The 16,405-nt window shown below is 36.3% G+C and carries 9 protein-coding genes and 4 pseudogenes; 10 read left to right on the plus strand and 3 right to left on the minus strand.

The genetic code is table 11. The annotated features are described in order from the left end of the window. The first annotated feature begins 10 nt into the window (after positions 1 to 10). The 6 genes and pseudogenes from O3601_RS04505 to O3601_RS04530 all read left to right on the plus strand — a co-directional run. Complete coding sequence (locus O3601_RS04505; protein WP_371471368.1) at positions 11 to 1,480, plus strand: O-antigen polysaccharide polymerase Wzy family protein; 1,470 nt, start codon at positions 11 to 13, stop codon at positions 1,478 to 1,480. Next, positions 1,473 to 2,507, plus strand: coding sequence for a prephenate dehydratase (locus O3601_RS04510; RefSeq protein ID WP_371471370.1), 1,035 nt, complete (start codon positions 1,473 to 1,475; stop codon positions 2,505 to 2,507). The genes O3601_RS04505 and O3601_RS04510 overlap by 8 nt, the downstream gene beginning before the upstream one ends. Positions 2,508 to 3,027: 520 nt before the next feature. Next, positions 3,028 to 4,515 (plus strand): type IV teichoic acid flippase TacF, encoded by a 1,488-nt coding sequence (tacF, locus tag O3601_RS04515; RefSeq protein WP_371471371.1) that lies wholly within the window; start codon positions 3,028 to 3,030, stop codon positions 4,513 to 4,515. Between the two features lie 9 nt (positions 4,516 to 4,524). Further along, on the plus strand, positions 4,525 to 5,328 hold the full coding sequence (locus O3601_RS04520) for a phosphorylcholine transferase LicD (protein ID WP_261052150.1): 804 nt from the start codon (positions 4,525 to 4,527) through the stop codon (positions 5,326 to 5,328). A 1-nt stretch (position 5,329) separates the two neighbouring features. Continuing rightward, positions 5,330 to 6,145, plus strand: a complete 816-nt coding sequence (locus tag O3601_RS04525) for a phosphorylcholine transferase LicD (RefSeq protein WP_261052152.1) — start codon at positions 5,330 to 5,332, stop codon at positions 6,143 to 6,145. 449 nt (positions 6,146 to 6,594) lie between these two features. After that, positions 6,595 to 6,744: pseudogene (locus tag O3601_RS04530) on the plus strand (IS200/IS605 family transposase); the annotation flags it as partial. A gap of 726 nt (positions 6,745 to 7,470) precedes the next feature. Here O3601_RS04530 and O3601_RS04535 read toward each other — a convergent pair. Then, positions 7,471 to 8,321 (minus strand): annotated as a pseudogene (locus O3601_RS04535) (transposase); the annotation flags it as partial. Between the two features lie 225 nt (positions 8,322 to 8,546). Here O3601_RS04535 and O3601_RS04540 point away from each other — a divergent pair. The 4 genes from O3601_RS04540 (at position 8,547) to O3601_RS04555 (ending at position 13,501) form a co-directional block, all read left to right on the plus strand. Further along, complete coding sequence (locus O3601_RS04540) at positions 8,547 to 10,325, plus strand: phosphotransferase (RefSeq protein WP_371471372.1); 1,779 nt, start codon at positions 8,547 to 8,549, stop codon at positions 10,323 to 10,325. A 1-nt stretch (position 10,326) separates the two neighbouring features. Further along, positions 10,327 to 10,512 carry a hypothetical protein gene (locus O3601_RS04545; protein ID WP_000805405.1) on the plus strand — a complete coding sequence of 62 codons (186 nt, stop codon included), beginning with the start codon at positions 10,327 to 10,329 and terminating at the stop codon, positions 10,510 to 10,512. Between the two features lies 1 nt (position 10,513). After that, positions 10,514 to 11,941: a cytosine permease gene (locus tag O3601_RS04550; protein ID WP_371471373.1), complete on the plus strand. Its 1,428-nt coding sequence runs from the start codon at positions 10,514 to 10,516 to the stop codon at positions 11,939 to 11,941. Positions 11,942 to 12,073: 132 nt separating this feature from the next. Beyond that, positions 12,074 to 13,501: a cytosine permease gene (locus tag O3601_RS04555; protein WP_371471374.1), complete on the plus strand. Its 1,428-nt coding sequence runs from the start codon at positions 12,074 to 12,076 to the stop codon at positions 13,499 to 13,501. A 124-nt stretch (positions 13,502 to 13,625) separates the two neighbouring features. On the opposite strand, the pseudogene O3601_RS04560 reads toward O3601_RS04555, so the two are convergent. Both O3601_RS04560 and O3601_RS04565 read right to left on the minus strand, forming a co-directional pair. Beyond that, a pseudogene (locus O3601_RS04560) lies at positions 13,626 to 14,719 on the minus strand (ISL3 family transposase). Positions 14,720 to 14,833: 114 nt separating this feature from the next. After that, positions 14,834 to 16,289 (minus strand): annotated as a pseudogene (locus tag O3601_RS04565) (oligosaccharide flippase family protein). Positions 16,290 to 16,405: the final 116 nt, after the last annotated feature.

Here is a 16,405-nt window from a genome sequence, read left to right on the forward strand (position 1 = left end):
GGGTGAGCGAGTGATTGATGGAAAACGATTGTTATTTAGTTTGACCATAGTCAGCTACGCCTTGACGCTAGTAAGTGGAATTGTGTACCTGTTTAATAATAACAATGTTAGCTTGCTTTCTACTTTATTGTTCTTACTGGTTAGTAGTTTAATTGCTTGTTGGAACGATATCAAGTATTATATCATTCATTTTATTTTCTTTTTAACCATTTTTGTCTTTTTGGTATCAAGGCCAACCATTGATTATTTTAGAGATGGTGCTTTGGATACCTATCATCCGATAGCCTATCGTTTTGCCTTTATAGTTGTCATGGTTTCGATTCTGGGCTTGACGACAGGAGGCATCCTGGCTCGTTATTTTATAGCTAGGAAGCAAATTAAAGTACTCAAGATAGGAAGTTCTCTAAAAGAGGTTTATATCAAGCGACTACGCTTTGTATCACTAGGAGTTTTTCTTCTAACCTATCCTTTCTATTTTATTCGGTTATTTGAACGCCTCTTGTATCGCTTGCAGACTTCCTACTATGCCTACTATGCAAACTTTGAAAGTAAACTGCCTTATTTTACCTATATCTTATCAACATTTACGGTCTATGCAATGTGTATGTATTTGGCAACTAAGCCAAAGAAATTGCAGGCAACAGCAGTGCTTGTCTCCTTTATTGCAGCTAATACCATTCATTTGGCAATCGGGACACGCAATCCCTTTATTTTAAGTATTCTATTTGCTTTTGTTTACTACTTTATGCGGGAGCAAACAGAAAAGGGAAAATGGATTGGATTTAAAGAAAAGTTAGCGATTTTTGTAGGTTCTCCTATTCTCATGTTAGCGATGGGAATACTCAATTATGTACGGGATAATGTCCAAGTTTCCCATACAGGTTTCTGGGATATCTTACTTGACTTTATCTATAAACAAGGAACCAGTTTTGGTGTTTTGGCTAGAGGTTTTCTATTTAACAGTAGCCTCCCTTACCGAGATTTACGCAATTTTACTTTTGGTCCTGTTATTGATTATTTTGCAAGGGGAAGTTTGGGGGCTATTTTCGGAGGAAAAGCCTTTGAACATACAACCAATAGTGTGGAACTAGCTATTGATAGTAATAGTTATGCTCACAATCTATCCTATCTAGTCTTGAACAAGGAATACTTGAAAGGACATGGTATCGGAAGTAGCTATATCATGGAGTTGTATACAGACTATGGTATGATAGGAGTCTTTCTACTTAGTCTTTTACTCGGTGTGTTATTTATAGCCATGCTGCAAGTAGCCTACCGCTCAAGAACAATTCTATTTGCCTTATCCCTACTCATCTTGAATAATCTATTCTTTATGCCAAGAAGTAGCTTTTCAGAAAGTTTCTTCAATTTATTTACAATGCAATTCTGGGGAATTGTTCTTGTGATTATATTCGTAGCGAAAATGCTTACAAAAGAGAACCAGTATCTACTAAACAAAGGAGAAAAAAATCATGTTTGAACATTATTCAGTAGCTGATTTGTTTGCAAATCTATACAAAAAACGAAAAGCAAATATTCTAGCTCTCATCGCTTTATTTGCTCTCATTGCTGTACCATTTACAATTAAAGCAGTTAAGAATAAAAATACTGTCAAAGACACAACAAGTTATTCAACTTATATCAGCTATAAAATCACCCCTCCAGAAGATTCAGCTAAAACGATTTTGAATCATCAAATTGGTGGTTATAGTGATTTCTACGGAAAATTGATTGATGGGAATTTGAATGGAGCTTATCTTTTCAATGATGTAGAACCGAATGAGTTGAAAAAAATTGCCAGTGAATTGGATACTACAGAGACAACTTTGAAAAATTCTACAAGTGACTATTGGTGGAAAAAATTGACCGTCTATTATATGATTGACGATGCAGGGGTTGGTGTGAAAATTTTGACACCAAGTAAAGATGCCAACGACTTGTTAGAGAAAAAAATTGATGCACTGGTTGATAAATTTAAAAATATCTATGCAAACGTGAAAATTGAAAAACTGGAAACCATCAACTCTAAAGAATTGAACGCAAACGGTGAGACAGCGCTTGGATTAAACATTAAGAATCTGATTCTTCGTCTAGCTGTTATTGGAGTAGTTTGTGTGATTTTGGTTGTGATGGGAAATGTATTGATTTATCTCTTTAATCCAACAATCAATAGAGCAGGTGATTTTTCTCAGTATCAAATTGATTTTGTAACAGAGATTACAACAATTGCTAATCTAGCAGATATTCTATCATACAAAAATGCTGGACAAGAATTGACTATTGTTAGCTCAAATAAAGCTATTCTAGATAAATTAAAACAAAATCAAGAGATTTTGAAAGGAATGCATTTTGTAGATTTACAAGATGTACCATCTCTTTTAGAAAGAGATACAGTCCTTCTTGTTGAAGAATACGGAGTGACTCGTTATAAGAAATTTGAACAAAGTCTTCAAATTCTTCGAAACTTAAATCGTTCTATCCTCGGTGTAGCAACCTTTAAATTATAAGCATCCTGATACATCGTGTCTTTAAAGTTGGCGAAGAGTCGATTTTGAGGCTCCATAATATTTGTAGTGGGTACCCTCCCTATAGATATTATGGAGTCTATTTTGTTGTCTTGTTAGAAGATGGTAGTCACGGAGAGTCCTCTAGTAAAGAATATCAACAAATCCGTTAGATTCTCAATTCAAAGATTACTTAAAAGTTAATTGAAAAGACTTCTATGAAAGATATAAATCATAAACTTTAAATCTTATTATAATTATCGTACTGTAACTAAATAATTAAGACTTAATAATTTTTGTATTTTCAATCCCAATTGGAGTTTTTGCTTTTTTAACGATATATTTGTCCTTGGTTAAAGTTCAATAAATTTTATTTAAAATCCTCAAAAAGTTAGTTTTTAATCTTAAATTTTTGAGGATTTGAGTTCCTAAAAATTTTTTAAAATAATTAAAGACTAGTTGTTGAAAACAAAAGAGTTATTTTAACTAACTTTATGATATAATGAAAAACGAGGTAAATTGAATGAAAAGTATAAAATTAAATGCTCTATCTTACATGGGAATTCGTGTCTTGAATATTATTTTTCCCATCTTAACTGGTACCTACGTCGCGCGTCTCTTGGACCGAACTGACTATGGTTACTTCAACTCAGTTGACACTATTTTGTCATTTTTCTTGCCCTTTGCGACTTATGGGGTCTATAACTACGGTTTACGGGCCATCAGTAATGTCAAGGATAACAAAAAAGATCTGAATAGAACCTTCTCTAGTCTTTTTTATTTGTGCATAGCTTGTACAATTTTGACTACTGCTGTCTATATCCTAGCTTATCCTCTCTTCTTTACTGATAATCCAATCGTCAAAAAAGTCTACCTTGTTATGGGGATTCAGCTTATTGCCCAGATTTTTTCAATCGAGTGGGTCAATGAAGCTCTGGAAAATTACAGTTTTCTCTTTTACAAGACTGCCTTCATCCGTATCCTGATGCTGGTCTCTATTTTCCTGTTTGTCAAAAATGAACACGATATTGTTGTCTATACACTTGTGATGAGTTTATCGACACTGATTAACTATCTGATTAGTTATTTTTGGATTAAAAGAGACATTAAGCTTGTTAAGATTCACATAAGTGATTTTAAACCGCTCTTTCTCCCTCTAACAGCCATGTTAGTCTTTGCAAATGCCAATATGCTCTTCACTTTTTTGGATCGTCTCTTCCTCGTTAAAACAGGGATTGATGTCAACGTTAGTTACTATACCATGGCTCAACGAATTGTGACCGTTATAGCTGGGGTTGTAACAGGAGCTATCGGAGTGAGTGTGCCTCGTCTCAGTTACTATTTGGGTAAAGGAGACAAAGAAGCCTATGTTTCTCTGATTAACAGAGGAAGTCGAATCTTTAACTTCTTTATCATTCCACTCAGTTTCGGACTCATGGTTTTAGGACCAAATGCTATCCTACTTTATGGTAGTGAAAAATATATCGGAGGCGGTATCTTAACCTCTCTCTTCGCTTTTCGTACGATCATCCTGGCACTGGATACCATTCTTGGTTCCCAAATTCTCTTTACAAATGGCTATGAAAAACGAATCACAGTCTACACAGTCTTTGCAGGATTGCTCAATTTGGGCTTAAATAGTCTCCTCTTTTTCAACCATATCGTGGCTCCTGAATACTACTTACTGACAACTATGCTATCAGAGGCCTCTCTGCTTGTTTTCTATATCATTTTCATCCATAGAAAACAGCTCATCCACTTAGGACATATCTTTAGCTATACTGTTCGATACTCGCTCTTTTCACTTTCCTTTGTAGGAATTTATTTCCTGATTAATTTCTTGTATCCTGTGGATATGGTCATTAATTTGCCATTTTTGATTAATACTGGTTTGATTGTCTTGCTATCAGCCATCTCTTATATTGGTCTACTTGTCTTCACCAAAGATAGCATTTTCTATGAATTTTTAAACCATGTCCTAGCCTTAAAAAATAAATTCAAAAGATCATAGGAGTTTAGAATGAAACAACTAACCATTGAAGATGCCAAACAGATTGAATTAGAAATTTTGGATTATATTGATACTCTCTGTAAAAAGCACAATATCAACTATATTATTAACTACGGTACTCTGATTGGGGCAGTTCGACATCAGGGCTTTATTCCTTGGGACGACGATATTGATCTGTCCATGCCTCGAGAAGACTACCAACGATTTATAAACATTTTTCAAAAGGAAAAAAGTAAATACAAACTTTTATCCTTAGAAACAGATAAGAACTACTTTAACAACTTTATCAAAATAACAGACAGTACAACTAAAATTATTGATACTCGGAATACAAAAACCTATGAGTCTGGTGTTTTTATCGATATTTTCCCTATGGATCGCTTTGATGATCCTAAGGTCATTGATATTTGTTATAAGCTGGAAAGCTTCAAACTTCTGTCTTTCAGCAAACATAAAAATATTGTCTATAAAGATAGCCTTTTAAAAGATTGGATACGAACAGCCTTTTGGTTGCTCCTTCGACCTGTTTCTCCTCGTTATTTTGCAAATAAAATCGAGAAAGAAATTCAAAAATATAGTCGTGATAATGGGCAGTATATGGCTTTTATCCCTTCTAAATCTAAGGAAAAGGAAGTCTTCCCAAGTGGTACCTTTGATAAAACAATCAATCTCCCATTTGAGAATTTAATCCTTCCAGCACCTGAAAAATTTGATACTATTTTGACACAATTTTATGGAGATTATATGACCCTACCACCAGAAGAAAAACGCTTCTACAGTCATGAATTTCACGCTTATAAATTGGAGGATTAGGATGCAATATTTAGAAAAAGAAGAAATTAAAGAAATTCAACTAGCCCTGCTAGACTATATTGATGAGACTTGTAAGAAACATGATATTCCTTATTTTCTAAGTTATGGAACCATGCTTGGAGCTATCCGCCACAAAGGTATGATTCCCTGGGACGATGATATTGATATTTCCCTTTATCGTGAAGATTATGAGCGCTTATTGAAGATTATTGAGGAAGAAAATCACCCTCGCTACAAGGTTCTTTCCTACGATACCTCTTCTTGGTACTTCCATAATTTCGCATCGATTTTGGACACTTCTACTGTTATCGAAGACCATGTTAAGTACAAGCGCCATGACACCAGTCTCTTTATCGATGTCTTCCCAATTGATCGCTTTACAGATTTGAGCATTGTCGACAAGAGCTATAAGTATGTGGCTCTTCGTCAACTGGCTTATATCAAAAAATCACGCGCAGTTCACGGTGACAGCAAACTAAAAGATTTTCTTAGATTATGTAGCTGGTACGCTCTCAGATTTGTCAATCCGAGATACTTCTATAAGAAAATAGATAAGTTAGTTAAGAATAGTGTTGTAGAACAGCCGAAATATGAGGGAATGGTTGGAGTTGATAAAGAGGGAATGAAGGGTGTTTTCCAAATAAATACTTTCAAAGAGTTAATCTTAACAGAGTTTGAGGGAAGAATGTTACCAATTCCTAAAAATTATGATGTCTTTTTAACCCAGATGTATGGCGATTACATGACTTTTCCTTCAAAAAAAATGCAGGAGTGGTATAGTCATAGTATAAAAGCTTTTCGCAAGGTGGAGAAGTAATTCTGTTTTATGAGAGAACAAATCTTGTGAGTGTCTATTGAGGAGATTAGGACATTGATATTCTTATACAAGCTTGGACACAAAAAGGAGTTCTAGTTTACTAAGACCAATTTTTTATACATCAGCAGAAAATATTGCAAATTGTAGTCTGTATAGATGGTAAAGGAAAGTGTGATATACATGAAGAACATAATGATAAGAAATTTAATATTATTTAGTTTTCTTGTATGTCCTTTAAATATGGCTGCCAAATTATCCGCATCCACTTTATTAATGTAAAATCTAAGTCAGGGAGTTATACTATTCTTTTAGAAAGCTAAGGGTACTTTGTTTTAATTATGTGACTATTGATCCTTCTCGCTCCGTTAGGTGCGCGTCGAAGGTTATAGCCTAAAAACTTCAAATGCGATACAATAAAGTTGTTTCTGTAAATCGAAAAGTGAAAAAATATGGTACAAAAGTCTCATAGTTTATCGTACACAAAGTGGCGCTGTAAGTATCACATCTTATATAGACGAAAAGTAGTCTATAATCAATATCGAAGTAGTTTAAGCGAAGTATTTCATCGCTTGTGTAGTTATAAGGAAGTTGAAATTATCAGTTAGATTATGTACATATGTCAACTCTTTGTAAACTGTAGTGGGTTTAAGAAAAGCTAAGATCGAGAAAGGACACATTTTGTCCTTTCTTTTTTAAGTACGACGGGCATGTCGTGCATCTGAGGTGTAAGTCCTCCGTGGGCACCCGCTACTGGTGAACCCAATAGCGATTCCCAAGCCTGACTATCGTGAGGTAGCGGATTAAAACGGTCTGGGGATAGACAGTTTTAAGTCTGACGCTAGAAATAAGAATCGTCAGAGGAAGGGATAGCGAAATCGTAGCTCTACGAACAGGAACGTGATAGTAAGGCGTATATAGTGGATAAGGGGGCTTAAAACTCTAAAGTACAAAAAGGTAGTCGTAATCTATATGCGTAAATCACGAGAGTAATTGAATTCGGACTAAGGTTTGTGTGAAAAAGATAAATCTTCCTAGAGTCTAAAGACTCTGCGTCAGATTTCCTATTTTCACTGTAACCTTTTAACGTCCTCGTATCTTGTATAAACGAGGAAAGATGTACGACTTATCCCGTGAGGTCTCATGAGCGCTGAAAGCGTAGTAACAACGAATTATGAGAAGTCAGCCGAGCCCATAGTAGTGAGGAAGCTTCTGTAATGGAAGTGGAGCGAAGGGGTGACTAACTAATCGAAGTAATCCTACTTCACTTGTGTCTGTAAAACGAGCAGTTTTATAGAACTGGACTCTGTCACGTATTGACTGGGTGGCTGATAGACATTGTAGTGGTGTCTCAAGTCTTCTGAATAGCTCAAAAGCTTATCTAGAATCTCTTTGTTGGTTAGATGCATACGAAAAGTAGGGAGATAAAATCGCTTATCGCTCAGTTTACGACTATCCTGTTGTATAAGCTTCCAGTAACGTTTGATAGCTTTGTATTTATGGGATTTTCGCTCGAATTGGTTCATAATTTGAACACGGACACGACTCATAGCACGGCTGAGATGTTGTACAATATGAAAACGATCTAGAACGATTTTAGTACATGGAAAAAAGCAGTTTAGCCAAGTCATAGTAAGGACTAAACATATCCATAGTAATGATTTTCACCTGACAACAAACGACTCTATCGTAGCGCAGAAAATGATTACTTATGATAGCTTGTGTTCCACTTTCAAGAACAGTGATGATATTGAGATTGTCAAAACCTTACGCAATGAAACTCATATTTCCCTTAGTGAAGGCATACTCGTCCCAAGACATAATCTCAGGAAGACGAGAAAAATCATGATTAAAGTGAAAGTCATTGAGTTTTCGAATGACAGTTGAAGTTGAACTGGACAGCTGATGTGCAATATCAGTCATAGAAGTCTTTTCAATCAACTTTTGCTCAATTTTTATTGATGAGAGAAGTTTTGGAGAGGGTCATTTTCGAGCAATGATAGCACTTGAAACAGCTTTTCTAAGAAGGGGTTCTATTGGGGATACCAATTGTTTCAAGGTAAGGAATTTTAGACAATTTTTGAAACTCATATTTCTTAATTTGGCTAGCGCAATCAGGACGAGATAGAGCATCATTATCCAGTTTAGCGATGATTTCCTTGTGGGTATCCCTGTTAATTTAATTGTTCCATACGATTCTTTCTAATGATGGTTTGGTCATTTTTCATTCTAGATATTACGGAACTTTTTCTACAACAAATAGGCTTCATAATATCTATAGGGAATTTACCCACTGCAAATATTATAGTTCCCTGTTTTCTTAATATAGAATCTAACTTGACAAAAACAAATGTTCATTGTATAATCGAATGGATAAAAATATTGAACGAAAGAGGTTAAGGATATGCTAACAGAAAAACAATTTAAACTTTTACGTTTTTTGTTGATTCACAAAGACGAAAACTTTACGCAGAGACAATTGGCTGAACAGCTAGATTTATCTTTAGGAACAGTCAATGCATTGGTTGGAAAACTTAAAGAAGAGAAGTGGATTGATGAGGAACATCACTTAAATGAACTAGGCAAGAACGTTTTAGAACCCTATCGAGTAGAAAATGCTATTATAATGGCTGCTGGAATGAGTAGTCGTTTTGCTCCTTTGTCTTATGAAATTCCCAAAGGATTGCTTCAAGTCAAGGGGGAACGCTTGATAGAGAGGGAAATCAGACAACTGCAAGAAGCAGGAATAGAAGATATAACCGTTATTGTAGGTTATCTACAAGAAAAAATGTTCTATCTGGAAGAAAAGTTTGGCGTTAAAATCGTTGTGAATAATGATTACTACAAATACAATAACTGTTCTTCTCTCATGCTAGTCAGAGATCAACTTTCCAACACTTATATCTGCTCTTCGGATAATTATTTTGTAGAAAATCCGTTTGAACGATACATTTATAGAGGTTATTATTCGACTATATTTGCAGAAGGGGACACAGACGAATACTGCTCTAAGGAAGATTCCAATCACACGATTATCGATATTCAAATCGGTGGGACGAATACTTGGGCTATGGTGGGGCACGTTTATTTTGATCGTGCATTTAGTGAAAAATTCGTAGATATTTTGGAAACTGAATTTAAACATGAGCCGTATCGCGAACAGCTCTGGGAAGATTATTATAGTCGTCACGTCAAAGAACTTTCTTTGGAAGCTCGGCATTATTCAGCAGACATTGTTAAGGAGTTTGATTCACTAGATGAGTTGCGTCAGTTTGATGAACACTATTTGGTGAATACTAATTCGGAAATCATTGATAACATCTGTAAGACATTAGGATGTATAGCTTCAGATATTGTCAATATTAAACCCCTAAAAGACGGTTTAACCAACACTTCGTTTTCATTTGACTGCCTAGGGAAGAAATATGTTTACCGTCATCCAGGTAGAGGAACGGAGAATTATATCAATCGTGCTAGTGAAGCGGCTTCCATGGAAATTGCTGCAAAATTAAAGATTGACCGTACCTTTGTTGCCATGAACAAGGATGAGGGCTGGAAAATTTCAGAATTTATCCCTAATGCCAAGCAACTGGATTATGACAATTGGGATGATGTAGCAAAAGCAATGGAGCTCTTGAGACGTTTGCACCAATCTGGAGAAAAAACAAATCATTTCTTTAACCAATTTGAGGGAATTGATGATTTTAGACAAAAATTAAAAGCCAGCAATCGTTTTGAATTTGATGGACTTGAAGAGTTGGATAAGAATGTCTCAGTTCTCGAAAAGTTTCTACAAGAAGAGCAGACGAAAAAGGTTCTCTGCCACGGAGATTCTTATAGTCCAAATTTCTTGTTGAACGAAGCTGGCGAAATGAGCTTGATTGATTGGGAATATTCTGGTATGGGAGATCCAGCAGGAGATTTAGGAACCTTTATTGGGTGTTCAAATTATACAGTGGAAGAAGCTGAAAAGGTACTTGAAATCTATTTACAAGAAGTGCCAGATAAGAACACCAAACGTCACTATTTTGCCTATGTATCAGTGACTTCATATTATTGGTTTTTGTGGGCCCTGTTCCAAGAAAGCGTTGGGAAACCCGTAGGTGAATTTCTTTATATCTGGTATCGTTATACCAAGCAGTATGGGCAAATTGCACTAGATTTGTATTTGGAGGAGAATTGAGATGAAACCGACATCTGAAATTGAAGAATTAGTAGCAAATGAAACGAAAAGAAGGTTAGAAGAAATGGAATCTCCAAACTATGTGTTTGCTCAGCCATTTCTAAAAAGTGATTTTATTATAGTCATTGGCTTAGTTCTAATTAACCTTATTCTGATTATTCTAGCCATGACAGGAGGTATTCAATAAAATGTCTAAGATGAATGACTTTATTCAACAGGAGACGATAACGGGTATTGTTCCCATGACCAACAAGGATCGTCAGTATTCTTTCTGGGATCTCTTTCTGTCGACAAGTGGTTTTGCCATCGCAACTTGGTGTTATACCCAAGGAGCCTATGTGGCTCAATATTTGACCTTTAATCAAATGTTGATTAATATTTTTAGTTTTAACATTATCTGGGTCTTTATTGAATGTCTCCCAATTTTGTTTGCCGTTAAGTATGGAATTGATTTATGGATTTGGTTGAGAGCTGTCCTCGGAAAAAAAGGCGTAGCCTTGCTATCAACTATTATTAGCTTAGCTAACTTTGGCTGGTATGCTGTTGCGGCCAATCTTTTTGCCAGTTCCATGATCCATTTGGCAAATAACTTTGGTCTTGGTTTGGACAAGGGAATATGGGCGCCTATTCTTGGTACCCTCTGTGTACTGCTTGGGACTCTCATTGCTCTTGGAGGCCCAGAAGTGATTAAATGGACCAATCGCTTCTTGGTTATCGCCTTATTGATTGTCGGTCTCATTATCGTTGGAATCTGCTTTGTCGCCGTTCCTATCACTGACATTATGAACATTCAACCGGCTACCCAAGGAGATTTGACGCCATTAGAACGCTTCATGCTTTCTGGAGAAGGAAATGTAGCCTTTGCCTTCTCTTGGTCTACACAGGCATTGATTTTACCGCGTTTAGCAAAATCAGAACGCAGTGGTTATTGGGCTACAGCCTTATCATACGGAGTTGTGGCTCCATTCTTCGTTGCGACAGGTGGAGTCATGGCTCTAGCCATGTTTGTCAAAACAGGTGTTTATGAAAGTGATCCAACAACCATGCTATCAACTCTAAGTACCCCAGCCTTTGCTCTCTTAAGTCTACTACTAGTAGCCTTTGCCAATATTGGAACTCAGGGGACAGGATCGTACGTGAACTGTATGATTGTCAAAAGCGGGATGCCAAAAGTAAGCTATAAACTAATGATTTGGATTGCGATGGTTTACGTGAGTCTACTCACCATCTGGGGAGGGGTAGAAGAGTACTTCGGTTCCTTCATCTCCCTAGCCGCCTATATTCAGGGGCCAATTATTGGTATGATTGTTGTCGATTACTTTATCTTAAGAAAACGAAAACTTGATTTGCGCTCAGCCTATTTCCTAGAAGGACATGACGCCTATGAGTTTACCAAAGGATTTAACTTGGTTGGCTTGTCTTGCGTATTTATCTCTTTATTGGTTGCAGTACTATTTATTTATAACCCTGTAACAGCACAGATTCAAAGCCCAATCTTTTTAATTACAACGGGTAGTGGCTTTACTGCGATCTTTGGAGGTCTATTGTACTGGTTAGCTAGCTTAACTCGTTTAAAACGCTATATGATTAAGGATCGGGACTCTGTTACAATTTAAGGATAAATGAAAACCTTAATCTATATCTATTCGCTTCCTCTTTTTTGAAAGTTAATTTTACATTAGTAATTGGTATGATTCTAGTCAATCATGTTCTGATTATTTTAGCTATGACAGGAGATATTCAATAAAATGTCCAAGATGAATGACTTTATTCAACAGGAGACGATAACGGGAATCGTTCCTATGACCAACAAGGATCGTCAGTATTCTTTCTGGGATCTCTTCCTATCAACAAGTGGTTTTGCCATCGCAACTTGGTGTTATACCCAAGGAGCCTATGTAGCTCAATATTTGACCTTTAATCAAATGTTGATTAATATTTTTAGTTTTAACATTATCTGGGTCTTTATTGAATGTCTCCCAATCTTGTTTGCAGTTAAATATGGAATTGATTTATGGATTTGGTTGAGAGCCGTTCTAGGTAAAAAAGGGGTGGCCGTTTTATCAACCGTGATTAGTCTGGCAAATTTTGGTTGGTACGCCGTTACCGCCAATCTTTTTGCCAGCTCCATGATTCATTTGGCAAATAATTTTGGGCTTGGTTTAGACAAGGGAGTATGGGCACCGATTCTAGGTACCCTCTGTGTTCTCCTTGGAACGCTGATTGCTCTTGGGGGCCCAGAGGTGATTAAAGGTACTAATCGCTTTCTGGTGGTTGCCTTGTTATTTGTTGGGCTAATTATCGTTGGAATCTGTTTTGTTGCGGTTCCGATTAGGGATATTATGAATGTCCAACCTGCCATCCAAGAAAATTTGACACCGATTGAACGTTTTATGATGTCAGGGGAAGGAAATGTGGCCGTAGCCTTTTCTTGGTCTACACAGGCATTGGTTTTACCACGTTTGGCAAAATCAGAACGCAGTGGCTATTGGGCTACAGCTTTGTCATATGGGGTTGTTGCGCCATTCTTTGCTGCGACAGGTGGAGTCATGGCTCTAGCCATGTTTGTCAAAACAGGTGTTTATGAAAGTGATCCAACAACCATGCTATCAACTCTAAGTACTCCAGCCTTTGCCCTTTTAAGTTTACTACTAGTAGCCTTTGCCAATATTGGAACCCAAGGTACAGGATCTTATGTGAACTGTATGATTGTAAAAAGCGGGATGCCCAAAGTAAGCTATAAACTAATGGTTTGGATTGCCATGGTTTACGTGAGCCTACTCACCATCTGGGGAGGAGTGGATGAATACTTCGGTTCCTTCATCTCGCTGGCTGCCTATATTCAAGGCCCCATTATTGGTATGATCGTTGTCGACTACTTTATCTTGAGAAAACGAAAACTCGATTTGCGTTCAGCCTATTTCGTTGAAGGACATGACGCCTATGAGTTTACAAATGGCTTTAATATGGTAGGATTATCTTGTGTAATCATTTCTTTGTTAGTTGCAGTACTATTTGTTTACAACCCTATAACAAAGCACATCCAGAGTCCTATGTTCCTGCTCACAACTGGTAGTGGCTTCACTGCAATTTTTGGAGGTCTATTGTACTGGTTAGCTAGCTTAACTCGTTTAAAACGCTATATGCTCAAGGATAAAGATTCTGTTACGATTTAAGTTTAAGAGAGAACGTTGTGTACTACCCCAAAAAGTTGGAAAAATAATTATTGAAAGGATTTAGTTCTGTATTGCACAGGACTAAGTCCTTTTAGTTTTACAACTGTAGTGGGTAGAAGAAAAGCTAAGATCTAGAAAGGACACATTTCGTCCTTTCATTTTTGATGTTCATAGAGATAAAAATCCGTTTTTTGAAGTTTTCAAAGTTCCGAAAACCAAAGACATTTCGCTTGATAAGTTTGATGAGATTATTGGTTGCTTCTAATTTGGCGTTAGAATAAGGTAGTTGAAGAGCGTTGACTATTTTCTCTTTGTCCTTAAGAAAGGTTTTAAAGACAGTCTGAAAAATAGGGTGAAGCTGCTTTAGATTGTCCTCGATAAGTCCGAAAAATTTGTCTGGCCCCTTGTTCTGAAAGTGAAAGAGTAAGAGCTGATAGACATTGGAGTGGTGTCTCAAGTATTCTGAATGGCTCAAAAGCTTATCTAGAATTTCTTTATTCGTCAAGTGCATACGAAAAGTAGGGTGATAAAATTGTTTATGGCTTAGTTTACGACGATCCTGTTGGATGAGCTTCCAGTAGCGCTTGATGGCCTTGTATTTATGGGATTTTCTATCGAACTGATTCATGATTTGAACACGCAAACGACTCATAGCACGGCTGAGATGTTGGAGTAAAACAGTCCAGTGGACTGTTTTAGCCTGAGTCTAGAAATTCTAAAGCGAAGCAGCTGTTTAGCCAAGTTATAGTAGGGACTAAACATATCCATAGTAATGATTTTCACCTGACAACGAACAGCTCTATCGTAGCGCAGAAAGTGATTTCGGATGATAGCCTGTGTTCTGCATTCAAGGACAGTGATGATATTGAGGTTATCAGAATCTTGTGCAATAAAGCTCATTTTTCCCTTAGTGAAGGCATACTCATCCCAAGACATAATCTCGGGAAGTTGAGAAAAATCATGTTTAAAATGGAAGTCACTGAGCTTTCGAATGACAGTTGAAGTTGAAATGGAAAGCTGGCGTGAAATATCGGTCATAGAAGTCTTTTCAATCAACTTTTGAGCAATCTTTTAGCTTCCGCACTCAGGGCAAGATGGGGCATTGTAATTCAGTTTAGCGATGATTTCCTTATGTGTATCCATATTGATGATATCTACAATTTTGATATTTGAGTCTTTGATATCGAGTAGTTTTGTGATAAAATATAATTGTTCCATATGAATCTTTCTAATGAGTTGTTTTGTCGCTTTTCATTATAGGTCATATGGGACTTTTTTTCTATAACAAAATAGGCTCCATAATATCTATAGGGGATTTACCCACTACGAATATTATAGAGACCTTTTTATATTAGTAAGTACAAGATTGGGTGCATAATGGAATGTTTTATCTTTTGTGATAAAAAGTATCAAGAGATAGTAGATTCCACAGGTTGCAACAGTCGAGAGAACCATGAGTATCATATTGAGGTTGACTATATAAGAGTTGATTTGGAAAAGGAATTTAAACGCAAAATAGATCGGAATGAATCCGAGCGATACAATAGTATAGCGTGTTAAAGTAGTAAAGATTTCTTTTAAGTCAAGCAGATGATGTTTCTTGATAAAGTAAATTTCTAGTAGAACAACTACAGTTTCTGCAATAATAGTAGTAGCAATGTAGTACTCTGGTGCAAAAATATTATTGAAATACAAGAGACTGTTGAGTAGGATATTAGCACCACCACCAATAAAGTAAAAGGCTGTTAAACGATTTTCGTGGTCGTTGATGAAGATAATTTGTTTACCAAGGATTAACTCAATGGCCCAAATGATAGTACGAAAGGCGAAGACACTAGTCACAATACCTGCTTCAAAGTATTTTTCAGAAGAGTAGATGACTGCAGCGTAGTTTCCTAATACCATAATCCCAATACTAGTTGGAATGATAAGGAAATAAAAGAGGGCAGCTCCTTGATTCAGAAGATTTTTATAAGATTCGTAGTCTTTCTTACCGAGATAGTAGCCGAGACGTGGAATACTGACGTTGATAGCTCCACTCAGAACACTGGCAATCAACATGACGATGCTGGAAGCAATGGTATAATAAGAAATATAGTTTTCATCAGGCCCTTTGGTGATAAACATTCTATCAAGTAAGGTGTAGAGCATATTGGCATTAGCTAGAAGCAACATGGTTAAGAGTGGTTTAGATGCTTTGATTAATTCCACAAGACCAATTTTAACAAAGGAAACTTCTCGCTTAATCCAGAGAAAACTGAGTAGATAGTTGAGAATTGTTGTTGCACTCATGATGATTGCATAAGGTACGATATCATTTGGAGTTTTTACAAAGGTGAAGATAGCGATCAACATGGCAATACGAATAACTAATGTTTTGTATAAGATAAAAGAATAATTTTCATAAGCCTCATTCATCCATTCGATATAAAGGAATTGGAAGAGAGCCTGGACACCAAGTATATAGTAGAGTTCTTTCAAATTTTCAATACTATTATCCAGGTAAATAAATAGGAAATAGATACTTGTTGTTAGAACAGATGTAATAATGGAGATATAGAATAACTTAGAGAAAACATAGTTGATTTTATTTTTATCATCCTTAGTTATAGATTCCAAATGCGGCTAAAGGAATGACAAAGCTAGCCCAGGTATTTGCGGTATTGAAATAACCGTAATTGGATTTGCTGAGAATCCGAGTCAGATAAGGATTGGTTATCAGCGGAAAAACGATATTGAGAACATTGACTAGTAAGCTAGCCAGTGCATTAACTTTTATATTTTTCATTGTACTTTCTTTCTTGTATTGTAAAATGGTCTCTAGTATTATATCACATTCTCGCTCCATTCTTTTGATAAAATCGTAAAAATCTAGTATAATAGATAGAACTGAAAGTATGAGGT

It is taken from the genome of Streptococcus sp. 20925_1_69, assembly GCF_041432365.1.
In the GTDB taxonomy this organism is placed as follows: Bacteria; Bacillota; Bacilli; order Lactobacillales; family Streptococcaceae; genus Streptococcus.